This window comes from Streptomyces sp. NPDC045287, assembly GCF_056432325.1.
Genome location: NZ_JBWKJG010000014.1, coordinates 120,687 through 144,123, shown reverse-complemented (window position 1 = coordinate 144,123; position 23,437 = coordinate 120,687). Strand labels below are relative to the sequence as shown.

The 23,437-nt window shown below is 75.8% G+C and carries 18 protein-coding genes; 5 read left to right on the top strand and 13 right to left on the bottom strand.

The window, feature by feature from the left end; genetic code table 11:
- Positions 1-24: 24 nt before the first annotated feature.
- Together AC07D6_RS23170 and AC07D6_RS23165 are read left to right on the top strand one after the other, a co-directional pair.
- Positions 25-1,032, top strand: a complete 1,008-nt coding sequence (locus tag AC07D6_RS23170) for an ABC transporter substrate-binding protein (protein ID WP_479047130.1) — start codon at positions 25-27, stop codon at positions 1,030-1,032.
- Positions 1,029-3,104, top strand: a complete 2,076-nt coding sequence (locus AC07D6_RS23165; protein ID WP_479047128.1) for an iron ABC transporter permease — start codon at positions 1,029-1,031, stop codon at positions 3,102-3,104. The genes AC07D6_RS23170 and AC07D6_RS23165 overlap by 4 nt, the downstream gene beginning before the upstream one ends.
- A 322-nt stretch (positions 3,105-3,426) precedes the next feature.
- Here AC07D6_RS23165 and AC07D6_RS23160 read toward each other — a convergent pair whose 3' ends face one another.
- Positions 3,427-4,986, bottom strand: a complete 1,560-nt coding sequence (locus AC07D6_RS23160) for an SDR family oxidoreductase (RefSeq protein ID WP_479047125.1) — start codon at positions 4,984-4,986, stop codon at positions 3,427-3,429.
- Positions 4,987-5,094: 108 nt separating this feature from the next.
- On the opposite strand from AC07D6_RS23160, the gene AC07D6_RS23155 reads away from it, so the two are divergent.
- Complete coding sequence (locus AC07D6_RS23155) at positions 5,095-5,595, top strand: MarR family winged helix-turn-helix transcriptional regulator (protein WP_391654118.1); 501 nt, start codon at positions 5,095-5,097, stop codon at positions 5,593-5,595.
- A gap of 103 nt (positions 5,596-5,698) precedes the next feature.
- Complete coding sequence (locus AC07D6_RS23150; RefSeq protein ID WP_479047123.1) at positions 5,699-7,789, top strand: MMPL family transporter; 2,091 nt, start codon at positions 5,699-5,701, stop codon at positions 7,787-7,789.
- Here AC07D6_RS23150 and AC07D6_RS23145 read toward each other — a convergent pair.
- The 7 genes from AC07D6_RS23145 to AC07D6_RS23115 form a co-directional block, all read right to left on the bottom strand.
- Positions 7,758-8,675: a glutaminase gene (locus AC07D6_RS23145; protein WP_479047120.1), complete on the bottom strand. Its 918-nt coding sequence runs from the start codon at positions 8,673-8,675 to the stop codon at positions 7,758-7,760. The two genes, AC07D6_RS23150 and AC07D6_RS23145, sit on opposite strands and share 32 nt — an antisense overlap.
- Before the next feature lie 141 nt (positions 8,676-8,816).
- The gene (locus AC07D6_RS23140) at positions 8,817-10,952 is read right to left on the bottom strand and encodes a xanthine dehydrogenase family protein molybdopterin-binding subunit (RefSeq protein ID WP_479047118.1); all 2,136 of its coding nucleotides are present in this window, start codon (positions 10,950-10,952) and stop codon (positions 8,817-8,819) included.
- Between the two features lie 19 nt (positions 10,953-10,971).
- On the bottom strand, positions 10,972-11,967 hold the full coding sequence (locus tag AC07D6_RS23135; protein ID WP_479047116.1) for an FAD binding domain-containing protein: 996 nt from the start codon (positions 11,965-11,967) through the stop codon (positions 10,972-10,974).
- Positions 11,964-12,515 carry a 2Fe-2S iron-sulfur cluster-binding protein gene (locus tag AC07D6_RS23130; protein WP_315880421.1) on the bottom strand — a complete coding sequence of 184 codons (552 nt, stop codon included), beginning with the start codon at positions 12,513-12,515 and terminating at the stop codon, positions 11,964-11,966. The genes AC07D6_RS23135 and AC07D6_RS23130 overlap by 4 nt, the downstream gene beginning before the upstream one ends.
- Positions 12,516-12,558: 43 nt before the next feature.
- Positions 12,559-13,119 carry a DUF5709 domain-containing protein gene (locus tag AC07D6_RS23125; RefSeq protein ID WP_315880422.1) on the bottom strand — a complete coding sequence of 187 codons (561 nt, stop codon included), beginning with the start codon at positions 13,117-13,119 and terminating at the stop codon, positions 12,559-12,561.
- A 167-nt stretch (positions 13,120-13,286) separates the two neighbouring features.
- Positions 13,287-13,460 carry a CsbD family protein gene (locus AC07D6_RS23120; protein WP_315880423.1) on the bottom strand — a complete coding sequence of 58 codons (174 nt, stop codon included), beginning with the start codon at positions 13,458-13,460 and terminating at the stop codon, positions 13,287-13,289.
- Between the two features lie 97 nt (positions 13,461-13,557).
- Entirely contained in the window at positions 13,558-14,658 is a 1,101-nt protein-coding gene (locus AC07D6_RS23115; RefSeq protein ID WP_315880424.1) for a glutamate--cysteine ligase, read from the bottom strand.
- Positions 14,659-14,974: 316 nt separating this feature from the next.
- On the opposite strand from AC07D6_RS23115, the gene AC07D6_RS23110 reads away from it, so the two are divergent.
- Positions 14,975-16,003 (top strand): S66 family peptidase, encoded by a 1,029-nt coding sequence (locus AC07D6_RS23110; protein WP_479047113.1) that lies wholly within the window; start codon positions 14,975-14,977, stop codon positions 16,001-16,003.
- A gap of 45 nt (positions 16,004-16,048) precedes the next feature.
- On the opposite strand, the gene AC07D6_RS23105 is transcribed toward AC07D6_RS23110, so the two are convergent.
- The 5 genes from AC07D6_RS23105 to AC07D6_RS23085 form a co-directional block, all read right to left on the bottom strand.
- The gene (locus AC07D6_RS23105) at positions 16,049-17,284 is read right to left on the bottom strand and encodes a glycoside hydrolase family 6 protein (RefSeq protein ID WP_479047111.1); all 1,236 of its coding nucleotides are present in this window, start codon (positions 17,282-17,284) and stop codon (positions 16,049-16,051) included.
- A 267-nt stretch (positions 17,285-17,551) separates the two neighbouring features.
- The gene (locus tag AC07D6_RS23100) at positions 17,552-18,688 is read right to left on the bottom strand and encodes an XdhC family protein (RefSeq protein ID WP_479047109.1); all 1,137 of its coding nucleotides are present in this window, start codon (positions 18,686-18,688) and stop codon (positions 17,552-17,554) included.
- A 47-nt stretch (positions 18,689-18,735) separates the two neighbouring features.
- On the bottom strand, positions 18,736-20,178 hold the full coding sequence (locus AC07D6_RS23095; protein ID WP_479047106.1) for an NCS2 family permease: 1,443 nt from the start codon (positions 20,176-20,178) through the stop codon (positions 18,736-18,738).
- Positions 20,179-20,403: 225 nt separating this feature from the next.
- Complete coding sequence (pucD, locus tag AC07D6_RS23090) at positions 20,404-22,821, bottom strand: xanthine dehydrogenase subunit D (protein WP_315880429.1); 2,418 nt, start codon at positions 22,819-22,821, stop codon at positions 20,404-20,406.
- Between the two features lie 5 nt (positions 22,822-22,826).
- Entirely contained in the window at positions 22,827-23,435 is a 609-nt protein-coding gene (locus AC07D6_RS23085; protein WP_479047315.1) for a (2Fe-2S)-binding protein, read from the bottom strand.
- Between the last annotated feature and the right edge of the window lie 2 nt (positions 23,436-23,437).

The following is a 23,437-nucleotide window of genomic DNA, read 5'->3' as shown; positions in this document are numbered from 1 at the left end:
GATCGAGCAAAGGAACCATCGCCCATGCGCACTGCACCACGGGCCCGTACCGCCCTCACCGCGCTCCTCGCCGCCGCGGCGCTCGCCGTCACCGCCGTCGGCTGCGGCTCCGCCGCCGAGGAGGCGGGCGGCGGATCCCCGAAGGAGGGGAACGGCGGCGCCGGCCGGGGGGGCGGGGTCACCGTCTCCCACCTGAAGGGCTCCACCACGCTGAAGCAGCCCGCCCGGAAGGTCGTCGCCCTGGAGTGGACGTACGCCGAGGACCTGCTGGCCCTCGGGGTGTCCCCGGCCGGTGTGGCCGACGTGAAGGGGTACGACCAGTGGGTCACCGGCGGCCCCCGGTTCGGCGCGGACGTCAAGGACGTCGGGACCCGGCAGGCGCCCAGCCTGGAGACGATCAAGGCGCTGAAGCCCGACCTGATCATCACCTCCAAGGTGCGTTCGGAGGCCAACTACGAACAGCTGAACAAGATCGCGCCGACGCTGATGTTCGACCCGTACTCGACTGAGAGCGAGTACGGGGAGATGCGGGCCACGCTGAGGAAGATCGGCACCGCCGTCGGCAAACCGGAGGCGGCCGACACGGCGTTGAAGGAGCTCGACGAGAAGATCGCCGCCGCCCGGCAGAAGCTGGCGACGGCGAACAGGGACCGGGCCGAGGTGACCGTCGCCCGCGGCTACACCACGGACGGCGCCGCCGTGGTGGAGGTCCTCACCGACTCCACCATCCCCGGCGGGCTGCTGCCGCAGTTGGGTCTGAGGAACGCCTGGAAGGGCAAGGCCGACGCGTACGGCATGAGCAAGGTCGACATCGAGGGCCTCAAGCCCGTCGAGAAGTCCAGCCTCGTCTACGTCGCCGCGAAGGACGACGACGTGTTCGCCACGTCGCTGCCGAAGAACGCCCTGTGGCAGAACCTGGACTTCGCGAAGGGCAAGCGCGTCCACGCCCTCGACCCGGGCACGTGGTTCTTCGGCGGGCCGTTCTCGACCGCGCAGGTCGCCGACGAGATCGCGAGCGCGCTCACTTCATGACCGGGATCGCGACACGTCCTTCGGACACGGTGCCGGGGCGGACCGGGAGGGCGCTGCGCCTCCCGGCCGGCCCGGCCGCCATCGTCGCCGGCGGGGTGCTGGCGCTGCTGCTGGTGACCGTGGCGCACCTGGGGTACGGGCGCAGCGACGTCGGCCTCGGGGACCTGTTGGGGCTGCTGGCCGGCGGCGGGGACGCGGAGGCCCGGTCGGTGCTGCTGGGCGGGCGGCTGCCGCGCACCCTGGCCGGGCTGGTCGCCGGGGCGGCGCTGGCCGTCGCGGGCTGCCTGCTCCAGTCGTCGGTGCGCAACCCGCTGGCCTCGCCGGACACGCTCGGCGTGACGGCGGGCGCGTACCTCGCGGTGGCCCTCAGCGCGATCACCGGGTTCTCGCTGGGCGATCTGCCGCGCGGTGGCGTCGCGTTCGCCGGGGGGCTGCTCGCGGCGGCGCTCGTGCACACCGTGGCGGGCGGGTCGCGGGGGCGGCCCGCCCACCTGGTGCTGGCCGGGGTGTCGGTGACGCTGGCGCTGTCCAGCGTCACCGCGGTGCTGGTGGTGCTCTTCCAGGAGGAGACCGGCGCGGTGTTCTTCTGGGGGCACGGCTCGCTCGCGGTGGCCGACAGCACCCGGTCCCTGACGGTGCTGCCGCTGCTCGTGGCGGGGCTGCTGGGCGGGCTGCTGCTGGCGAGGCCGCTGGACATCCTCGGCACCGGGGACGAGACGGCCCGGGGCCTCGGCGTGTCGGTGGGCCGGGTGCGGCTGACGGCGGTGGTGCTGTCGGTGCTGCTCACGGCGTGCGCGGTGGCGGTGACGGGCCCGATCGGGTTCGTCGGCCTGGCCGCGCCGCACCTGGTGCGGCTCGCCGGGGTGCGGCGGCACGCGGCGCTGCTGCCGGCGGCGGCCGTGTGGGGGGCGACGCTGCTGTTGGCGGCGGACCTGCTGGCGCGGGTGACGTCGCCGACCGGCAACGAGGTCGCGGCCGGTGTGGTGACGGCGCTGTTCGGCGCGCCGCTGTTCCTGTGGCTGGCCCGGCGGCTGCCGGCGGAGCCGGCCGCGCCCGGCACGGTGATGCCGGGCCGGCGCGGGCGCCGGCTGCCGTACCCGCCGCTGCTGGTGGGCGGGGTCGCCGCGGTGGCCGCGCTGCTGGCGGGCGGGCTGGCGCTGGGCGACATCGCCGTGCCGTTCGCCGAGCTGCCGCGGCTGCTGGCGGGCGGCGGGGACGAGCTGCTGCGGGGCGTGGTGCTGGAGTACCGGCTGCCGCGGCTGCTGGTGGCGGCCCTGGCGGGGGCGCTGCTGGCGGTGGCGGGCGGCATCGTGCAGACCGTGTCGCGCAATCCGCTGGCGGACCTGACGGTGATGGGCGTCAGCGGCGGTGCCGGGTTCGGCGCGGCGCTGGTGCTGGTGGCGCTGCCCTCGGTGCCGTACGCGATGCTGCCGGTCGCGGCGCTGCTGGGCGGTACGGCGGCGTTCGCGCTGACGTACGGCCTGTCGCTGCGGAAGGGGTCGGTGGCGCCGGAGCGGCTGGTGCTGGTCGGCATCGGCACGTTCGCGCTGACCACCGCGGCGACCAACTACCTGGTGGTGGGGGCGCGTTTCCAGGTCGCGCAGGCGCTGACGTGGCTGTCGGGCTCGACGTACGCGCGGGACACGACCGACCTGTCCGTGCTGGCGGCGGCGGTGCTGGTGGGCGTGCCGCTGCTGGTGCTGTCGTTCCGGCGGCTGGACCTGCTGGCGCTGGGCGAGGACACGCCGCGCACGCTGGGGCTGCCGCTGGAGCGGACCCGGCTGGCGGTGCTGGTCCTCGCGGTGGCGCTGGCGGCGTGCGCGGTCGCCGTCGTGGGGACGGTGGCGTTCGTCGGCCTGGTCGCGCCGCACGCGGCGCGGATGCTGGTCGGTTCGCGGGCGCACCGGCTGCTGCCGGTGTCGGCGCTGCTGGGCGCGGCGCTGATGATCGCCGCGGACACGGTGGGCCGTACGGCCATCGCGCCCGCGGAGATCCCGTCGGGGCTGCTGGCGGCGCTGATCGGCACGCCGTACTTCGTGTGGCAGCTACGGCGCGGCCACCGCGCGGGCTGACGGCCCGCCCGCTCCCGGCGCACCGCCTTCGGCGGCCCCGCCCGGGCGGCCCCGCGGGTCGCCCGGAGGCGGGCCGGGGCCCACAGCGGGCGGGCGGCGCGGGCCCGGTCACGGGCGGGGCGGCTCCGCGGCTCGCGTACGGCCCCGGTGACGCGTCCGGCGTGGCGCCGGCCGTCCGGCGCGCCGCCTGCCCGCCGCGCGGCGAGCGGGCGGGGCCCCGTCACGGGTGGACGGCGAGACGGCCGCGCCGTGCCCGCGGGGCATCCCCGCGGCGGCGGGCGGCCGTGCGGCCGAAGGCGGGCGGCGGGCGGGGCGGCCGTGGTCACCGCGCCGCCCCGGAGCCGGAGCCGGCGGCGGCCTTCTCGGCGGCCCCGGTGATGTTGCGGGCCATGCCGCCGAACACGGCGGCGTGGAACGGGGCGACACCCCACCAGTACGCGTGGCCGAGCAGCCCGTGCGGGTGGAACAGGGCACGCTGCCGGTAGCGGGTGCGGCCCCGTTCGTCGCGGTCGGCGTACATCTCCAGCCAGGCGAGGCCGGGCAGGCGCATCTCGGCGCGCAGCCGCAGCAGCCGGCCGTGCTGGATCTCCTCGACCCGCCAGAAGTCCAGGGAGTCGCCGGCGCGGAGCCGCGCGGCGTCGCGCCGGCCGCGGCGCAGCCCGACTCCGCCGACGAGCCGGTCGAGCCATCCGCGCGCCGCCCAGGCGAGGGGGAGGGAGTACCAGCCGTTGTCGCCGCCGACGCCCTCGATGACCCGCCACAACTGCTCGGGCGGGGCGTCGACGAGCCGTTCCCGCTCGTCGGTGTAGAGGCTGCCGCCGGTCCAGTCGGGGTCGGTCGGCAGGGGGTCGCTGGGCGCGCCGGGCACGGAGGCGGACGACCAGCGGGTGGTGACGCGGGCCTCGCGGACGCGGCGCAGGGCGAGCGTGAGGGCCTCGTCGCAGCCGAGGGGGGCGCCGGGCGGGTCGGGGACGTGGCGGGCGATGTCGTGCTCGCGGCAGACCACCTCGTGGCGCAGCGAGTCGGCGAGGGGTCGGGCGATGGACGCCGGTACGGGCGTGACGAGTCCGATCCACAGGCTGGACAGGCGCGGCGTGAGCAGCGGCACGGGCAGGACGAGCCGCCGGGGCAGTCCGGCGACGGCGGCGTAGCGCGCCATCAGCTCGCGGTAGGTGAGCACGTCGGGGCCGCCGATGTCGAAGGAGCGGCTGACGTCGGGCGGCATCCCGGCGCTCCCGACGAGGTAGCGCAGCACGTCGCGGATGGCGATCGGCTGGATGCGGGTGCGCAGCCAGCGCGGGGTGACCATGAGGGGCAGGCGTTCGGTGAGGTAGCGGAGCATCTCGAAGGACGCGGAGCCGGAGCCGAGGATGACGGCGGCGCGCAGCACGGTGGTGGGGACGCCGGAGTCCGACAGGACGCGGCCGACCTCGGCGCGGGAGCGCAGGTGCGGGGAGAGGTGCCGCTCGGGCACGCCGGCGGGGGTGAGGCCGCCGAGGTAGACGAGGCGGCGCACGCCGGCGGCGCGGGCCCGGCGGGCGAAGACGGCGGCGGCCTCGCGGTCGGTGTCCTCGAAGCCGGGGCCGGTGCCGAGGGCGTGCACGAGGTAGTACGCGATGTCGGCGCCGCGCATCACGTCGCGCACCGACGCCTCGTCGGTGACGTCGCCGCGGACGATGTCGACGCGGTCCGCCCAGGGGTGGTCGCGGAGCTTGCCGGGGGTGCGGGCGAGGCAGCGCACGCGGTACCCGGCGTCGAGGAGTTCGGGGACGAGGCGGCCACCGACGTAGCCGGTGGCGCCGGTGACCAGGCAGAGCGGCGCGGTCGCGGGGGCCGGTCCCGGCCGGTCCGTGGCCGGGGACGGGGCGCTGCGGTCCGTCATGGGTGCCTCCGTCGCTCGGGGTGCTGCTCCCACCGTGGACCGCCCGGACGGTTTCCGCCCGTCCGGTGCCTTCGGATGCGGGAGGCGGGGTTTCTATAGGCTGACCAGGTGGTGACCAGGGACGACGACGGAACGGGCGAGGGGACGCGGGGTGAGCGGCAGCCCCCGGCGGACCTCCAGGCGTTCGCCGTGCAGCTCCGCCGGATGAACGGCGAGGTGAACCGGCTGGTGCACGGCTTCGCGGCGAGCCAGGGCCTGCACCCGACGGACGTGCAGGCGCTGGCCGCGATCCTCGACGCCGACGGGCCCATGACGCCGGGGCGGCTGCGCGAGCACCTGGGGCTGACCTCGGGGGCGGTGACCGCCTGCGTGGACCGGCTGGAGCGCGCCGGGCACATCCGCCGGTCCCGCGAGAGCACCGACCGGCGGGTGGTCCACCTGCACTACGAGCCCGGGGCGCAGGCCGCCGCGCGCGCGTTCTTCCGGCCCCTGGCGACGGCGGCGGAGGCCGCCACCGGGCGGTTCACGCCGGAGGAGCTCCACGTGGCGCTGCGGTTCCTGACGGCGCTCAACGAGGAACTGGGTTTGGAGACCCCACCGCGGCGGTAAGCGGGTGCTTCCGGCGCGTCGGGCCCCCGGTGCCGATGTATCTCAATCATTAAGATAGTTTTCCGTTGAGACAGTAGACGGATCCCCCTCCCGCAGGAGAACCATGCCCTCCTTCCCGGTCCTCGCCCGGCGGCTGCTGCCCGCCCTCCTCATCGCCGTCTGGCTGGCCGTCGGAGGCGGTCTCGGCCCGTACGCCGGGAAGCTGGGCGAGGTCGCCACCAACGACCAGGCGGCGTTCCTCCCCGAGGACGCCGAGTCGACCCGCGTCCTGGACGCGCAGCGGGCGTTCCGCCAGGAGGAGTCACTGCCCCTGGTCGTGGTGTGGACCGGGGACGGCGGGGGCGCCGTGGGCCCGGCCGGGCGGGAGGCCGCGACGCGGGCGCTCGCCTCCCTGGCGGGCACGCCCGGCGTGGTGGGCACGCCCTCCCCCGCCGTGCCGTCCGAGGACGGCGAGGCGCTGCAGGGCGCGCTCCGGCTCGCGCCCGACCTGGAGGACGAGCTGCCCGCCGTCCTCGAACGGGTCCGGGCCGCCGCCGGCGAGGTGCCCGGCACCCGGACCTGGCTGGCCGGCCCCGCGGCGACCCAGGCGGACCTGAGCGACGCGTTCGCCGGGATCGACGGGCTGCTGCTGGGCGTCGCCCTCGCGGCCGTCCTGTTGATCCTGCTGCTGGTGTACCGGAGCGTGCTGCTGCCACTCGCGGTCATCCTGTGCGCGGTGTTCGCCCTGGCCCTGGCGTGCGCGGTGGTGTACCTCCTCGCCGACGCGGACGTGGTGCGGGTCGACGGCCAGGTGCAGGGCATCCTGTTCATCCTGGTCATCGGCGCGGCGACCGACTACGCCCTCCTGCTGGCCGCCCGCTTCCGGGAGGAGCTGGTCCTCCACGAGGACCGCCGCGCCGCGATGCGCGCGGCGCTCCGCCAGTCGTACGGGCCGATCGGGGCGAGCGCCGCCACGGTCGCCCTCGGCCTGCTGGCCCTGCTCCTGAGCGACCTCACGAACAACCGGGCGCTGGGGCCGGTCGGGGCCATCGGCATCGTCTGCGCCGTCCTGGGGTCGCTGACCTTCCTGCCCGCCGTGCTGGTGCTGCTGGGCCGGGCGGCGTACTGGCCGGCCGCTCCGAAGCGGGCCGCGGCGGGCGCCGGGCACGGCGTGTGGACGAAGGTGGCCGCCCTCGTCGACCGCGCCCCGCGCAGGGTGTGGGCGGGGACGCTCGCCGTGTTGCTGGCGGGCGCGGCGTTCGCGCCGGCGCTCACCGCGAAGGGCGTGCCGCTGGACGAGATCTTCGTCGACGACGCGCCGTCCGTCGCCGCGGGGAAGGTGCTCGGCGAGCACTTCCCCGGCGGCTCGGGCAACCCCGCCGTCATCGTGGCGGACGCCGCGGCGCTGCCCGCGGTGACCGCGGCGGCCGAAGGTGCCGACGGGGTCGACTCGGTCGCGCCGGTCACCGCGTCCGGGCGGCCCGGCGGCCCGCCCCTGGTCGTCGGGGGGCGGGTCCAGCTCAACGCCACCCTGGAGGCCGCGCCCGACAGCGACGCCGCGAAGGCGGCGCTGGTCCGGCTGCGGACCGCCGTCCACGCCGTACCGGGCGCGGACGCCCTGGTGGGCGGCTACACGGCGCAGCAGTACGACACGCAGCGGACCGCCGAGCGGGACCGCGCGGTCATCGTCCCCGTCGTCCTGGTGATCATCCTGCTGATCCTGGTGGGGCTGCTGCGCTCGCTGCTGCTGCCGGTGCTGCTGGTGGCCACGGTGGCGCTGAACTTCCTGGCGACCCTGGGCGTCTCGGCGCTGGTCTTCGAGCGGCTGCTCGGCTTCAGCGGCACGGACGCCTCGGTCCCGCTGTACGGGTTCGTGTTCCTGGTCGCGCTGGGCGTCGACTACAACATCTTCCTGATGTCGCGGGTCCGGGAGGAGACGCTCCACCACGGCACGCGGCAGGGCGTGCTGCGGGGGCTCACCGCGACCGGCGGGGTGATCACCTCGGCGGGCGTGGTGCTCGCCGCGACGTTCGCCGCGCTCGCGGTGATCCCGCTGGCGTTCCTGCTCCAGATCGCGTTCATCGTCGCCTTCGGCGTGCTCCTCGACACCCTGGTCGTCCGGTCGCTGCTCGTGCCGGCGCTGGTGCGGGACATCGGGCCGGTCTCCTGGTGGCCCGGTGCGATCAGAACACGGACAGGCCCGTCAGGGTCGTGAACCGGTCGAGCGCGGCGACCCCGGCGACGGAGTTGCCGCGCTCGTCGAGGCCCGGGCTCCACACGCACAGCGTGCAGCGGCCCGGGACGACGGCGACGATGCCGCCCCCGACGCCGCTCTTGCCGGGCAGCCCGACCCGGTAGGCGAAGTCGCCGGCCGCGTCGTAGGTGCCGCAGGTCAGCATCACGGCGTTGACCTGCTTGGCCTGGCTGCGGCTGAGCAGCGACGAGCCGTCGGCGCGGATGCCGTGCCGGGCCAGGAACCCGGCGGCGCGGGCCAGGTCCGCGCACGAGGCCTCCAGGGAGCACTGGCGGAAGTACTGCTCCAGGAGGTCGGGGACGGGATTGCCGATGTTGCCGTAGGAGGCCATGAAGTACGCCAGGGCGGCGTTGCGGTCGCCGTGCGCGGCCTCCGACGCGGCGACTTCCCCGTCGAAGTCCAGCTCCGCGTTGCCGCTCTCGGCGCGCAGGAACGCGCGCAGCGCGCCGGACGCGTCGCCGGTCAGGGTGTGCAGCCGGTCGGTGACGACGAGGGCGCCGGCGTTGACGAAGGGGTTGCGGGGGATGCCGTTCTCGTACTCCAGCTGGACGAGCGAGTTGAACGGGTTGCCGGACGGCTCGCGGCCCACGTGCTCCCACAGCGCCTCGCCCTCCAGGGAGAGGGCGAGGGCGAGGGTGAACGCCTTGGTGATGGACTGCGCGGAGAACGGGTGCCGCCAGTCCCCCACCCCGTAGACCGTGCCGTCGAGCTCCGCGACGGCCATGCCGAAGCGGCGGGTGTCGGCCTCGGCGAGCGCGGGGATGTAGTCCGCCGGCCGGCCCCGACCCGGTCGGGCGGCGACGTCGGCCGCGATCTGGTCGAGGACGGACTGGAAGGCGGGGGCCACGGCGGTGCTCACTCCGGCGGGTGCGGGGGCGGGGACGTCCGCCCCATTGTGCCTCCCCCGTCCCCCGTGTCGGCGGGCGGGAGCCCGGCCCGCCGGGGGCCACCGCGCGCCGGCGGCCGGGCCGTTCGGGTGCCGGGCCGCTCAGGCGGCGAACCCCTCCTCGGGGTGGAGCGCGGGGAGCACCCGGTCCGGGGTGAGGGGCAGTTCCCGGAAGCGGACGCCCGTGGCGTGGTGGACGGCGTTGCCGACGGCGGCGGCCGCGCCGACGGTGCCGATCTCGCCGATGCCCTTGCTGCCCATGGGGTTGAGGAGGCCGTCGTCCTCCTCGATCCAGTACGCCTCCACCGCGGGCACGTCGGCGTGGGCGGGGACGTGGTAGGAGGCGAGGTCGCTTTCGGTGAAGTCGCCGTGGGCGGCGTCCACGGTGCTGTGCTCGGTCAGCGCCATCCCCAGGCCCATGACCATGCCGCCGATCAGCTGGGAGCGGGCGGTGCGCGCGTTGAGGATGCGTCCGGCGGCGAAGACGCCCAGCATGCGCCGGAGGCGCACCTCTCCGGTGACCGTGTCGACCTGCACCTCGGCGAACTGGGCGCCGAAGGCGTGCCGCGCGTACGGGGGTGTGCGGCGGACCTCGTCGGTCGTGTCGGCGGTGGCCGTCAGCCCGTCGTCGGGCAGCGGCCCGCCGTGCCCGGCGACGGCGGCGGCCAGGGCGTCGCACGCCCGGTGGACGGCCCACCCCCAGGAGGCCGTGCCGGAGGAGCCGCCGGCGAGGGGCGCGCGCGGGAGGCGGGTGCTGCCGATCTCGATGCGCACCGCCTCCAGGGGCGCGGCGAGCGCGGCGGCGGCGACCTGGGCGAGGACCGTGCGGGCGCCGGTGCCGATGTCGGTCGCGTTGACGCGGACGGTGTACGTGCCGTCGGGGTGGGCGGTGGCGCTCGCGGAGCACGGCGACACGAGCACGGGGTAGGTCGAGGCGGCGACGCCGGAGCCGATGAGGAGGGGGCCCTCGCGGCGGGCGGCGGGGCGCGGGTCGCGGTCCTGCCAGCCGAAGCGGCGGGCGCCCTCGCGCAGGCACTCGACGAGGTGGCGGCTGCTGAAGGGGCGGCCGCTGTCGGGCTCCGTGGCGGGGTCGTTGAGGATCCGCAGGTCGACGGGGTCCATGCCGAGGGCGTCGGCGAGCTCGTCCACGGCGGACTCCAGGGCGTACATGCCGGGGGTCTCGCCGGGGGCGCGCATCCAGGACGGGCTGGGCACGTCGAGGGGGACGACGCGGTGGGTGGTGAGGCTGTGCGGCGACCCGTACATGACGCGGGCGGGCACGGCGGCCTGCTCGACGAACTCGGTGACGCGCGAGGTGTGGGTGGTGACCTCGTGGCTGACGGAGACGAGGGTGCCGTCCGGTTCGGCGCCCAGGCGCAGCCGGTGCAGGGTCGGCGCGCGGTGCCCGGTGACGGACGGCAGGTGGCGGCGGGGCAGGGCCAGTTTGACGGGGCGGCCGGTGTGGATCGCGGCCATCGCGGCGAGGACGACGTGCGGGCGGGGGGTGCCCTTGCCGCCGAAGCCGCCGCCGACGTGTTCGGCGACGACGGTGACGCGGTCCTCGGGGAGGTCGAAGAGGGAGGCGAGGACGGCGCGGACGGCGTTGGCGCCCTGGCAGGAGTCGTACACGGTGAGCCGGCCGCCGGCGAAGTGGGCGGTCGCGGCGTGCGGCTCCATGGGGTGGTTGTGCAGCGGCGGCACGCGGTAGGCGACGTCGACGCGGACCGGGGCGGTGGCGAACGCGGCGGCGGCGTCGCCGCGCTCGCGGTGGGCGGGGTAGCCGCCGTTGGCCTTCTCGGGGGTGTACGCCTCGGGGTGGTCCTCGTCGAGGACGACGTCGTGCGGTTCGGGCCCGCCGCCGTGGCCGGCGCAGGCGACGCGGACGGCGGCGGCCACCGCGCGGGCGTTCTCCAGGGTGTCGGCGACGGCCAGGGCGACGTACCAGCCGCGGTGGGGGACGGCGTCGTACTGGAGCACGTCGAGCTCGGGGTCGTCGGGCGGGGCGGCGAAGCGGGGCGCGTTGAACGGGGTGAGGACGGCGAGGGCGCCGGGCTGGGCCATGGCGGCGGAGGTGTCGACGCGGGTGACGCGGCCGCAGGCGACGCCGACGGGGACGGGCCAGGCGTGGGCGCAGCCGGGCGGGGTGTGCTCGGCGGCGTAGCGGGCGGCGCCGGTGACCTTGTCGCGGCCCTCGATGCGCTCGGCGGGGGTGCCGAGGGGGTGCGGGGTGGCGGCCATGGGTGCTCCGGTTCTCCGGTCAGGTGCGGTGGGTGCCGGCGAGGCCGCCGACGACGGCTCCGGCGAGCCGGTGGGCGAGGGGGACCTTGTACGCGTTGTCGCGGAGCGGTTCGGCGGCGTCCAGTTCGGCGGCGACGGCGCGGGAGACGTTCTCGGGGGTGGGAGCGGCGCCCAGGAGGGCGGCCTCGGCGCGGCGGGCGCGCCAGGGCCGGTGCGCGAGCCCGCCGAACGCCAGGCCCAAGCGGCGCACCGCGCCGCCGGCGTCGAGGTCGAGGACGGCGGCGACCGAGACGAGGGCGAAGGCGTAGGAGGCGCGGTCGCGGGCCTTGCGGTACGCGGAGGGCAGCCCGGCGGTGGCGGCGGGCAGGGTGACGGCGGTGATCAGTTCCCCGGGCCGGATGACGGTGTCCAGTTCGGGGTGGGCGCCGGGGAGCCGGTGGAAGTCGGTGACGGGCACGGTGCGTTCGCCGTCCGGGCCGTGGAGTTCCACGTCGGCGTCGAGGGCGGCGAGGGCGACGGCGAGGTCGGAGGGGTGGGTGGCGATGCACAGGGGCGAGTGGCCGAGCACCGCGTGGTCACGGTGGACGCCGTCGCGGGCGCCGCAGCCGCTGCCGGGGACGCGCTTGTTGCAGGGTTTGGTGAGGTCCTGGAAGTAGGGGCAGCGGGTGCGCTGGAGGAGGTTGCCGCCGGTGGTGGCGGTGTTGCGGAGCTGTCCGGAGGCGCCGGAGAGGAGCGCGCGGGACACGGCGGCGTAGCGGGCGCGGACGAGGGGGTGCGCGGCGAGGTCGCTGTTGCGGACGGTGGCGCCGACGCGCAGCCCGCCGTCGGGGAGCTCCTCGACGGCGTCGAGCGGCAGGCGGCCGATGTCGACGAGGGTCTCGGGGGTCTCGACGCCGAGTTTCATCAGGTCGACGAGGTTGGTGCCGCCGGCGAGGTAGCGGGCGCCGGGGTGCGCGGCGTGGGCGGCGGTCGCCTCCTGGACCGTGCGGGCGCGGACGTACGCGAAGGGCCTCACCGGATCACGTCCTCGACGGCCTGGACGATGTGGGGATAGGCGCCGCAGCGGCAGAGGTTGCCGCTCATCCGCTCGCGGATCTCGTCCGGGGTGAGCGGGACGGGGCCCTGGGCGGGCGGCGCGTCCGGGTCGGTCGCCAGGGAGGGGTGGCCGGCGGCGGCCTCGTCGAGCATGCCGAGGGCGGAGCAGAGCTGGCCGGGGGTGCAGTAGCCGCACTGGAAGGCGTCGCGGTCGAGGAACGCCTGCTGGAGCGGGTGGAGCCGGTCGCCGCCGTCCTGGGCGACGCCTTCGACGGTGGTGACGTCGCAGCCGTCGAGGGCGACCGCGAGGAGCAGGCAGCCGTTGGCGCGGCGCCCGTCGACGAGGACGGTGCAGGCGCCGCACTGGCCGTGGTCGCAGCCCTTCTTGGCGCCGGTCAGGCCCAGCCCCTCGCGCAGCGCGTCGAGGAGGGTGGTGCGGTGGTCGACGGTGAGCGCGCGGAGCGTTCCGTTCACCCGCAGGGTGACCTCGGAGTGGTACGCGTCGGGCGGGGGCGTCGTCGGCTGCACGGGGCTGGGCCTTTCCGGTGGTGGGGTGGGAGGCGGGGGCCGGTCAGCCGCTCCGCTCGTCTCCGGTGTCCCCCCCGATCCCGGTGTCCCCCACGTACCCCCGGTCCCCCTCGCCCTCCTCGCTCGGCTCGGGTATGAGGTGGACGGCGGCCTCCTCGGCGGACGCGGCCCCGCCGTCGATGCCCACGTCCCGGCCCACGACGTCCTTCTCCGTGTCGGTGTGGGCGCCCTCGTCGGGCGCGACGAGCCGGCCCGACCGGTCCTGGCCGACCTGGTCGTCGTACGGCTCGCCCATGCCGCCGGGCAGGTCGCCGATGCCGTCGGAGGCCGCCTCGGCGTCGTCGGTGCGCAGGGCGGGGTCGGGAACCTCCCGGGACAGCCGCCGGTCGAGGGACTCGCCCTCGCGCTGCTCGCGGGCGGTGGTGCCGACGTCGTCGGCGGCGAGGGGCCGCTCCGGGGGCGAGTAGCCCTCCTCGTACGGGTTGGTGGCGCGGTCGGAGAGGGTGTCCTCGTCGTCGAGGATCCCGTGGTCCTCCAGGATCTCGCGGTCGTCGGTGGGGTCGGGCTGGTAGACCTCGTCGCCCATCGTCTCTTCGGTTCCCATGGCTGGCTCCCGGTCTGCTGCGGTTTCGCCTCCTCCGCGTATCCAGCCTGGACCAGGTCACACTTCCCGGCACCCGCGCGCGGTGCAAACGGGCGCCGGGCCCGCGCACGCGCACCGCCCCCGCACGGTGGCGTGCGGGGGCGGTGCGGCGCCGGCGGCCGGCCGGTTCAACGCTTGAAGGCGTCCTTGGCCTTCCGGCCCGCCTCGCGCAGGTCGGCCTGGGCGCGCTCGGTGCGGCCCTCGGCGGCCATGTCCTCGTTCCCGACCGCGCGGCCCACGTTCTCCTTGACCGCCCCCTTGGCCTGCTGGACCTTGGCGGGCGTCTTCCGTTTCGCGGACATGGTGCGTACTCCCTGTTCGTCGCTTCCCGGACGGGATACGCCTGCCCCGGTCCGGGGCGGTCACACCGGGGCGCCCGCCCGCTCGCGGCCGGCCCCGTCAGCGCACCCCCTCCTGCGTACGCCGTACGCACTCCGTGACGACGGCCCCCAGCGTGCCGTGCCGCCGCAGCAGCCGGCGCTGGACGCGGGCGCCGTTGCCGCCGCTCAGCAGGTCGTCGAGGGACTTGCGGGCACGGGCGTGGTCGCCGTTGTCGTCGAGCGCCTCCTCGACGTGCCGGAACAGCGCCCGGACGACGTGCTCGGCCGGGGCGGGCCGCATGGTGTGCGGGTGGACCAGCTCGCCGTCCAGCCCGGACCGGGCGGCCCGCCAGGCGGCGGCCCTCAGCAGCCCGATGCCGTGGTCCTCGGGCGGCCGGCCCTCCCTCCAGTGCCGCGCGGCCGTGTCGACGAGGGCCCGGGCGAGCGTCGCGACGAGGACGGTCGTCGAGGCGTCCAGGCAGACGTCGGCGGCGCGGATCTCCACCGTCGGGTAGTGCCGGGAGAGCCGGGCGTCGAAGTAGACCATCCCCTCGTCCTGGAGGACTCCCGTGGCGAGCAGGTCGCGCACCCGCCGGTGGTAGCCGTCGGCGGAGCCGAACAGCTCCACCGGCCCCACCGACGGCAGGCGGCCCCACACGCGGCTGCGGTAGCTGTGGTAGCCGCTGTCCCCGCCCTGCCAGAAGGGCGAGTTGGCGCTCAGCGCGACCAGTACCGACAGCCACGGCCTGATCCGGTCGAGCACGGCCACGCCCTCCTCGTCGGAGGTGACCGAGACGTGGACGTGGCAGCCGCAGGTGAGCTGCTCCAGGGCGGTCAGCCCGAAGTGCTCCTGGATCCACCGGTAGCGCCTGCCCTCGGTGACGGCGGGCCCCACGGGCAGCGGCGAGGTCGCCAGCGCCACGACGGCGGCGCCCGCCTCGGCGGCGAGCCGCGCCGCACCGGCGCGGCACCGCTCGATCTCTTCGGCCACCTCGCCCATGGTGGTCCGGGGCACCGTCCCGAACTCGAGCTGCTGGCCGTGCAACTCCTTGGTGAAGGCGTGGGCCCGCCCCTGGTGGTGCCTGGCCGCGATGGCCAACACCTCTTCGGAGAGCGCGCGCGGCTCCCCCGATCGCGGGTCCACGAGGAGGAGTTCCTCCTCCACTCCGACACTGCGCAAAAGAACCCGCCTTTCCGATCGCATCCTCGGGGGACAACTGACGGAACTGCCGGACTCGCCGGATCTGCTGGACTGCGGACGTACTGGGTCTCCGACGTGCTGGACGCACCATCATCCCCGGTGCGGCGGGCGTGCGCACGGCCCCGGAAGCCGCTCGCGGGGATCTGGCGGGTTCCCGTCGCACCCGGCCGGAAGGGCCGGTGGCCGCCCGCCCCGCGGTGGACCCGGTACGCCGCGCCCCGCCCCGGCACGGCGGCGGGCGGGGCGGGGGAAACCCGGGCGCGACCGGGGCGTTCGGCGTGCCAGAATCCCCCGCATGCCGATTCGCTACCCCCGTCCCCTGCGCCCCGGCGACCGGATCGCCGTCACGTCCCCGTCGAGCGGGGTGTCCGAAGAGCTCCGCGCGCGGCTCGACGTGGCGGTCCGCGCGGTGGAGGCACGCGGGTACGAGGTCGTGGTGGGCGACTGCATGGACGGCTCCGGGCACCTCAGCGCCCCGGCCGCCGACCGCGCGGCCGAGCTGACGGCGATGCTGACCGACCCGGACGTGCGGGCCGTCGTGCCGCCGTGGGGCGGGGAGACGGCGATCGACCTCGTCCCGCTGCTCGACTGGGACCGGCTGCGGGACGCCGAACCGACCTGGTTCGTGGGCTTCTCCGACGTCTCGACCCTCATCACCCCGCTGACCCTGCTCACCGGCACGGCCACGCTCCACGGCAACAACCTCATGGACACCCCGTACCGGACGCCGGAGGGGCTGCTGTCCTGGCTGGACGTGGTGGCGCTGCCGGAGGGCGGCCGGTTCGCGCAGACCCCGCCGGGCCGCCACCGCTCCTCCGGCTGGGACGACTGGGCGGCCGACCCGCACGCCGACGCGCTGGCACTGGACGCCGCCGGCACGTGGACGCGGCTGGACGGCGACGGCGACGTGGACGTCGAGGGGCGCCTGATCGGCGGCTGCGTCGACACGCTGTGCCACCTCGCCGGGACGCCGTACGGGGACGTGCCCGCGTTCGCCCGCGCCCACGCCCCCGAGGGGCTGCTCGTGTACGTGGAGGTCTGCGAGGACGACGCGTTCGGCGTCTGCCGCGCCCTGCACGGGATGCGGCTCGCCGGGTTCTTCGACGCCGCCAACGCCGTCCTGATCGGCCGCACGTCGGCGCCCGACTCGCCGTCGCTGACGCAGGCCGAGGCGGTGCTGGACGCGCTGGGGCCGCTGGGCGTCCCGCTGATCGCGGATGTGGAGTGCGGTCACGTGCCGCCGTACCTGCCGCTCGTCAACGGGGCCCGCGGCCGGGTCGTCCACACGGCGACCCGGCACGAGCTGACGCAGGTCCTGGACTGACCGGCCGGCGGCTCGGGGGCCGCCGGCCGGTCCGGCCGCGGCGCCTCAGACGATCGGCGGCTGGGCCAGCCGTACGAGCTCCAGGGCCTGCTCCGGGAACCAGGCGCCCGCCTTGGGGTCGACCATGCCGCGGGCGGGGTCCTCGGGGCCGGGGGTCCCGCGCAGGCACAGGCCGTCCGACTCGCCGGGGATCTTGATCCAGAGGCGCGCGTCGTGGAGCGGCTCGCCGGTGCGGGTCGTCGGGCGGGCGCCCAGGCCGCGGTCCGGCGGGTTGCACCACTCCTGCGGGTCCGGGTAGACGCCGGCGGGCGCGGTCCAGGGGCCGCGGCCGTTGCGGCTGGAGTCGGTGACGAAGTGCTTCATCCGCGCCGGGTCGGTGCGCACGTGCTCGGCGATCCAGGCGTCGGCCTCGGCGGGCGGCGTCCACTGGTCGGGGCAGTGCGCCGCGTCGCCGCCGTCGGCCGCGTACGCCAGGCAGGCGGAGATCAGCTTGCCGTAGCGGACGTTGGCCGCGTCGGTGTGGTAGTTCGAGACGTTCAGGTAGAAGCCGGTGGCGTCGTCGACGCCGCCCTTGAGGAGGCGGGGCACGAGGGAGCGGACGCCGTGCCAGCCGGGGTGCCCGGCGTCGAGGTAGACCTTGGTGCGGGGCAGCCCGGCGAGGAGGGAGGCGGCGTACCGGACCTCGGTGTAGCGGGCGGCGGTACGGGTGCCCTGGGCGTCGTCCTGGCCGCAGTCGGAGGGCAGCAGCGCGAGGGAGTCGGGTTCGAGGACGACGATCGCCTGGCGACCGCCGATGGCGCGGGCGACGGCGTCGACCCACGCCTGGTACTCGGCGGTGGTGGAGGCGCCGCCACCCGAGTAGTTGGAGCAGTCGCGGCCGGGGATGTTGTACAGGGCGAGCACCGGGACGGTGCCCTCGCGGGCGGCCTTGCGGACGACGGCGCGGACCTCGTCGTGGACCTCCTGCGGCGTCCCGGCGTGGTACCAGACGGCCTGCGGGGTGCGGACCATGCGCAGCAGCCCGACCGCGTCGGTGAACCGCCCCTCCCGTACGAGCTCCTTCACCTGGGTGAGGGCGCCCGGGTTGGGGGCGGGGACGTGCAGGGCGGCGCCGCGGGCGGACGGCGCGGCGCCCTCCCGCGCGGCGGCGCCCTCCTGGGCGGCGGCGCCCTCCTGGGCGGCGGCGGGGCCGGTGAGGAGGCCGGCGGTCAGGGCGAGCGGGAGGGTCAGCAGGGCGGCGGCGGCTCTGAGGCGGCCGGGGGCGCGGGTGCGCAGGCTCATGGACAGCCCTTCGTCATGGGTCGGAGGAGGCTTGGGAGCGCTCCCACCGAGACTCCCGCCCGTCCCGTGCGCCCGTCAAGGCCCTTACACCGCAGGAGTCGCGAGGGGGCGAGCCGGAGGCCGGGCGCGGCCCGTCCGGGCCGGGGCCGCCGACCGGCGTCTCCGGTGCCCGCGCGGACGCGGGCGGCGCCGCCGACCGGCGCTGGGTCCTCTCCGCCCGGCCCGGCACCCCGGACCGGGCCAAGGGGCCGTCTCCCGGGCGAAGCGTCAGGCGGCCGGCTCCATCCGGCCGTCGGTGGCGGTCGGCCCGTCGTGGTGGATCGGGGTGCGGGCGCCGGTCAGGGAGGCGCCGCTGCCGCCCCGGCGGTCGGCGACGATCTCGGCGCCGATCGACAGGGCCGTCTCCTCCGGGGTGCGGGCGCCCAGGTCGAGGCCGATCGGCGAGCGCAGGCGGGCCAGCTCGCGCTCGGTGACGCCGGCCTCGCGCAGCCGCCGCACGCGGTCCTCGTGGGTGCGGCGGGAGCCCATGGCGCCGACGTACGCGACGGGGAGGCGCAGGGCGCGCCGGAGGAGCGGGATGTCGAACTTGGCGTCGTGGGTGAGGACGCACAGCGCCGTGCGGGCGTCGACCTCGGTGGTGTCCAGGTACTCGTGCGGCCAGGCGACGGCGATCTCGTCCGCCTCGGGGAAGCGGGCGGGGGTCGCGAAGACCGGGCGGGCGTCGCAGACGGTCACGTGGTAGCCGAGGAACTTGCCGACGCGGACGAGCGCGGAGGCGAAGTCGACGGCGCCGAAGACGATCATGCGGGGCGGCGGGACGCTCGACTCGACGAGCAGGGTGAGCGGCTGCCCGCACCGGGCGCCCTCCGCGCCGACGGTGACCGTACCGGTGCGGCCGGCGTCCAGCAGGGCGCGGGCCTCGGCGGCGGCCGTGCGGTCCAGTTCGGGATGGCCGCCCAGGCCGCCCTCGTACGCGCCGTCGGGCCGTACGAGGAGGGCCGTGCCCATCAGCTCGCGCGGGCCGTCGACGACGCGGACGAGGGCCGCGGCCCGCCCGCCCGCGGCGGCGGCCAGCGCGTCGGCGTAGACCCCGCCGCGGACCGGGGTGACGAGGACGTCGATGACCCCGCCGCAGGTCAGGCCGACCGCGAAGGCGTCCTCGTCGCTGTAGCCGAAGCGTTCGACGACGGTCTCGCCGTCCTCGATCGCCTGCCGGCACAGTTCGTAGACGGCCCCCTCCACACAGCCGCCGGAGACCGAGCCGATCGCGGTGCCGTCGCGGTCCACGGCGAGCGCGGCACCGGGCAGCCGGGGCGCGCTGCCGGTGACCGCCACGACCGTGGCGACGGCGCACGCGCGTCCCTGCTCGACCCACGGGCCGAGCTCGTCGGCGATGTCCAGCATGGCGGCCTCCTTGGCTGCGAAACGGTGGTGGGGAGGGGGCGGGACCGTCAGTGTCCGGCGCCGGTGGCGAAGTAGAGGACGAACACCGCGGAGAGGATCCACATCAGGGCGCTGGGCTCGCGCCACCTGCCCTGTGCGGCCTTGATCGCGCAGTGGGCGATGACACCGGCGCCGACCCCCGTGGTGATCGTGTACGTGAACGGCATCAGCACGACCGTCAGGAAGACCGGCACGGCCACCGACCAGTCGCCCCAGTCGACGTGGCGGGCGTTCTGCAGCATCATCGCGCCGATCACGACCAGGGCGGCGGAGGCGACCTGGCCGGGGACGAGCTGGGTGAGCGGGGTGAAGAACAGGCAGGCGGCGAAGAGCAGGCCGGTGACCGAGGAGGACAGGCCGGTGCGGGCGCCCTCGCCGACACCGGTCGCGGACTCGATGAACACGGTCTGGCCGGAGGCGCTGGTGACGCCGCCGACCGCCCCGCCCGCCCCGTCGATGAACAGCGCCTTGTTGAGGCCGGGCATCCGGCCGCGGGCGTCGGCGAGCCCGGCCTCCTGGCCGACGGCGATGATGGTGGCCATCGCGTCGAAGAAGCCGGCCAGCACCAGCGTGAAGACGATCGTGCCGACGGTGGCGTAGCCGAGCTGCTCCCAGCCGCCGAACTCGACCTGCCCGAGGAGCGAGAAGTCCGGCATGGAGACGATGCCGCCGTGCAGGACGGGCGGCCGGCCGCCCCACGCCGTCTCCTCGATCAGGCCGGTCGCGGTGGCGGCGACGGAGGCGACCGTGCCGACGGCGATGCCGAGGAGGATGGCGCCGGGGACCTTGCGGGCCTGGAGCATGAAGATCAGCAGCAGGGTGACGGTGAACAGGACGACCGGCCAGCCGGTGAGCGAGCCGCCGACGCCGAGGGTGACGGGGCCGCCGCCCTGGCCCTTGCCGACGAAGCCCGCGTTGACGAAGCCGATCATCGCGATGAAGAGGCCGATGCCCATCGTGATGCCGTGCTTCAAGGCCAGGGGTATCGCGTTCATGATGACTTCGCGGACGCCGGTGACCACCAGCAGGCAGATCACCGCGCCGTAGACGACGCACATGCCCATGGCCTGCGGCCAGGTCATGTGGGGCGCGACCTGGGTGGAGACGACGCCCGCGACGCTGAGGCCCGCCGCCAGCGCGAGCGGGACCTTGCCGATGAGGCCCATCGCCAGGGTGGTGACCGCCGCCGCGAGGGCGGTGGCCGTGATCAGGGCGGGCTGGCTCAGCTCGTTCCCGAGCACGTCCGCGCCGCCGAGGAGCAGCGGGTTGAGCAGGAGGATGTACGCCATGGCCATGAAGGTCGTGACGCCGCCGCGCACCTCGCGCGCGACGGAGGATCCTCTGCGGGTGATGTGAAAGTACCGGTCGGGCCAAGACCGTCCGGCGGGGACGTGTGAGCCGTCGCCCGCGTCCTTCGACGCGGTCTCCGGCTCCACTGACGACTGGGTCATGGTGCCTACTCCCAAGGTTCACAGGGGCACCCGCGGGGCTCCGGTTCCGGGCCCCGTGCGCGGGATTTGGGATGCTGCCTGGCTGCACGACCCGGGGGACGGCCCGAGACGAACGGGGTGGTGCGTGGGGGGCTCCGGGCGGCGCGGGCCGCGGACCTGTGACGTTCCCGGTGGAGGCGCGCCGCCCGGAGGGCCGTGGGGTGCGGGGGGAGGGACCCCCCGCGGTCATGCCGTGCCGGTGAGGTGCTCGGGGCGCACCGGCGTCCTGTTCAGCTCCAGCCCCGTCGCGTTCCGGATCGCCGCGAGGACGGCCGGGGTGGACGACAGGGTCGGGGCCTCGCCGATGCCGCGCAGCCCGTAGGGGGCGTGCTCGTCGGCGAGTTCGAGCACGTCGACGGGGATCGTCGGCGTGTCGAGGATGGTGGGGATGAGGTAGTCCGTGAAGGAGGGGTTCTTCACCTTCGCGGTCTTCGGGTCGACGACGATCTCCTCCATGAGCGCCATGCCCAGGCCCTGGGTGGTGCCGCCCTGGATCTGGCCGACGACGGACAGCGGGTTGAGGGCCTTGCCGACGTCCTGGGCGCAGGCCAGCTCGACGACCTTGACGAGGCCCAGTTCGGTGTCCACCTCGACGACGGCGCGGTGGGCGGCGAACGAGTACTGGACGTGACCGTTGCCCTGGCCGGTGAGCCGGTCGAAGGGCTCGGTGGGGCGGTGCCGCCACTCGGCCTCGACCTCGACGACCTCGTCCTCCAGGACGTCCGCCAGGTCGGCGAGGACCTCGCCGTTGTCGGTGACGACCTTGCCGTTCTCCAGGAGCAGCTCGGCGTGGGCCCAGGCCGGGTGGTAGGTGCCGAACTTGCGGCGGCCCAGCTCCAGGACCTTCTCCCGGACCAGTTCGCAGGAGTTCTTCACGGCCCCGCCGGTGACGTACGTCTGGCGGGAGGCGGAGGTGGAGCCGGCGGAGCCGACGCGCGTGTCGGCGGGGTGGATCGTCACCCGGGTGACCCCCAGTTCCGTACGGGCGATCTGGGCGTGGACGGTGACGCCGCCCTGGCCGACCTCCGCCATCGCGGTGTGGACGGCGGCGACGGCCTCGCCGTTGACGACCTCCAGGCGCACCCGGGCGGTGGAGTAGTCGTCGAAGCCCTCCGAGAAGCCGACGTTCTTGATGCCGACGGCGTAGCCGACGCCCCGGACGACCCCCTCGCCGTGCGTCGTGTTGGACAGGCCGCCGGGCAGGGCGCGCACGTCGGCCCCCTCGGTGCTCTCCCACTGGCGCTCCGGCGGCAGCGGGCGGGCCTTGACCCGGCGCAGCAGCTCGGCGACCGGGGCCGGGGAGTCGACGCGCTGCCCGGTCGGCATGACCGTCCCCTGTTCCATGGCGTTGAGCCGGCGGAACTCGACCGGGTCCATGTCGAGCTTCGCGGCGAGCTTGTCCATCTGCGCCTCGTACGCGAAGCACGCCTGGACGGCGCCGAAGCCGCGCATGGCGCCGCAGGGCGGGTTGTTGGTGTAGAGGGCGAGCGCCTCGATGTCGACGGCGTCGATGGCGTACGGGCCGGCGGAGAGGGAGGCGGCGTTGCCGACGACGGCCGGGGAGGCGGAGGCGTAGGCGCCGCCGTCCAGCACGATCCGGCACTTCATGTGGGTGAGCCTGCCGTCCTTGGTGGCGCCGTGCTCGTAGTGCAGCTTCGCCGGGTGGCGGTGGACGTGTCCGAAGAACGACTCGAAGCGGTTGTAGACGATCTTGACGGGCTTGCCCGTGCGCAGGGCCAGCAGGCAGGCGTGGATCTGCATCGACAGGTCCTCGCGGCCGCCGAAGGCGCCGCCGACGCCGGAGAGCGTCATGCGGACCTTCTCCTCGGGCAGGCCGAGGACGGGGGCGATCTGGCGGAGGTCGGAGTGCAGCCACTGCGTGGCGACGTACAGGTCGACCCCGCCGTCCTCGGCGGGCACGGCCAGACCGGACTCCGGGCCGAGGAACGCCTGGTCCTGCATGCCGAAGGTGTACTCGCCCTCGACGATCACGTCGGCCCGCGCGCGGGCCGCCCCGACGTCGCCGCGGACGATCGGCTGGCGGTGCAGGACGTTCGGGTGCGGGACGTGGTCGGCGTGGTGGTCGTCGCGGTCCGGGTGCAGGACCGGCGCGCCGGGGGCGAGGGCGGACGCCTCGTCGGTGACGACGGGCAGCTCCCGGTACTCGACCTTGATCTTGGCGGCGGCGCGCCGCGCGGTCTCGGGGTGGTCGGCGGCGACCACGGCGACGGGTTCGCCGTGGTGGCGTACGACGCGGTGGGCGAGGACCGGGGTGTCGCGGATCTCCAGGCCGTAGTGCCTCACCGCGGTCGGCAGGTCGTCGTGGGTGAGGACGGCGTACACGCCGGCCTGGGCGAGGGCCTCGGAGGTGTCGATGGAGACGATCTCGGCGTGGGCGACGGGCGACCGGAGGATCTGGCCCCACAGCATGTCCTCGTGCCACATGTCGGACGAGTAGGCGAACTCGCCGGTGACCTTGAGGGTGCCGTCGGGGCGGAGGGTGGACTCGCCGATGCCGCCCCTGGTGCCCTGGGAGCCCTGGGTGACCTGGGTGGGGGTGCCGGCCGGGGCCGCGGCGGCCCGGGTGTTCTGCGCCGTGGTCATGGGGGTCAGACCGCCTCTCCCTGACGTTCCTGGCGGGCGGCCGCCAGGCGGACGGCGTCCAGGATCTTCTCGTAGCCGGTGCAGCGGCAGAGGTTGCCGGAGAGCGCCTCGCGGATGTCCTCGTCCGTCGGGGACGGGTTGCGCTCCAGCATCTCGTCGGCCGCGACGAGCAGGCCCGGGGTGCAGAAGCCGCACTGGACGGCGCCCGCGTCGATGAACGCCTGCTGGATGGGGGCGAGCGCCGCGTGCGGGGAGGGGGCGCCCGCTCCGGGCCGCGGGCCGGTGCCGTGCGCGGACCAGCCCTTGGCGTCCTCCGGGCTCGTGCCGCGGGCCCCGGAGGCGCCGGAGCCGCCCTCGGCGCGCTGCCGGGCGTAGTCGGCGAGGCCCTCGACGGTGACGACCTCGCGCCCCTCGACCTGGCCCGCGGCGACGAGGCACGAGCAGACGGGGACGCCGTCGAGGCGGACGGTGCACGAGCCGCACTCGCCCTGCTCGCAGGCGTTCTTGGAGCCGGGGAGGCCGAGGCGCTCCCGCAGGACGTAGAGGAGGGACTCGCCCTCCCAGACGTCGTCGGCCTGCTGCGGACGGCCGTTGACCGTGAAGTGGACGCGCATGG

Excerpts from the sequence above, each read along its gene's own strand:
- AC07D6_RS23170 (WP_479047130.1), top strand. The coding sequence starts at position 25 with ATGCGCACTGCACCACGGGCCCGTACCGCCCTCACCGCGCTCCTCGCC.
- AC07D6_RS23165 (WP_479047128.1), top strand. The coding sequence starts at position 1,029 with ATGACCGGGATCGCGACACGTCCTTCGGACACGGTGCCGGGGCGGACC.
- AC07D6_RS23160 (WP_479047125.1), bottom strand. The coding sequence starts at position 4,986 with ATGACGGACCGCAGCGCCCCGTCCCCGGCCACGGACCGGCCGGGACCG.
- AC07D6_RS23150 (WP_479047123.1), top strand. The coding sequence starts at position 5,699 with ATGCCCTCCTTCCCGGTCCTCGCCCGGCGGCTGCTGCCCGCCCTCCTC.
- AC07D6_RS23140 (WP_479047118.1), bottom strand. The coding sequence starts at position 10,952 with ATGGCCGCCACCCCGCACCCCCTCGGCACCCCCGCCGAGCGCATCGAG.
- AC07D6_RS23125 (WP_315880422.1), bottom strand. The coding sequence starts at position 13,119 with ATGGGAACCGAAGAGACGATGGGCGACGAGGTCTACCAGCCCGACCCC.
- AC07D6_RS23120 (WP_315880423.1), bottom strand. The coding sequence starts at position 13,460 with ATGTCCGCGAAACGGAAGACGCCCGCCAAGGTCCAGCAGGCCAAGGGG.
- AC07D6_RS23110 (WP_479047113.1), top strand. The coding sequence starts at position 14,975 with ATGCCGATTCGCTACCCCCGTCCCCTGCGCCCCGGCGACCGGATCGCC.
- AC07D6_RS23105 (WP_479047111.1), bottom strand. The coding sequence starts at position 17,284 with ATGAGCCTGCGCACCCGCGCCCCCGGCCGCCTCAGAGCCGCCGCCGCC.
- AC07D6_RS23100 (WP_479047109.1), bottom strand. The coding sequence starts at position 18,688 with ATGCTGGACATCGCCGACGAGCTCGGCCCGTGGGTCGAGCAGGGACGC.
- AC07D6_RS23095 (WP_479047106.1), bottom strand. The coding sequence starts at position 20,178 with ATGACCCAGTCGTCAGTGGAGCCGGAGACCGCGTCGAAGGACGCGGGC.
- pucD (WP_315880429.1), bottom strand. The coding sequence starts at position 22,821 with ATGACCACGGCGCAGAACACCCGGGCCGCCGCGGCCCCGGCCGGCACC.
- AC07D6_RS23085 (WP_479047315.1), bottom strand. The coding sequence starts at position 23,435 with ATGCGCGTCCACTTCACGGTCAACGGCCGTCCGCAGCAGGCCGACGAC.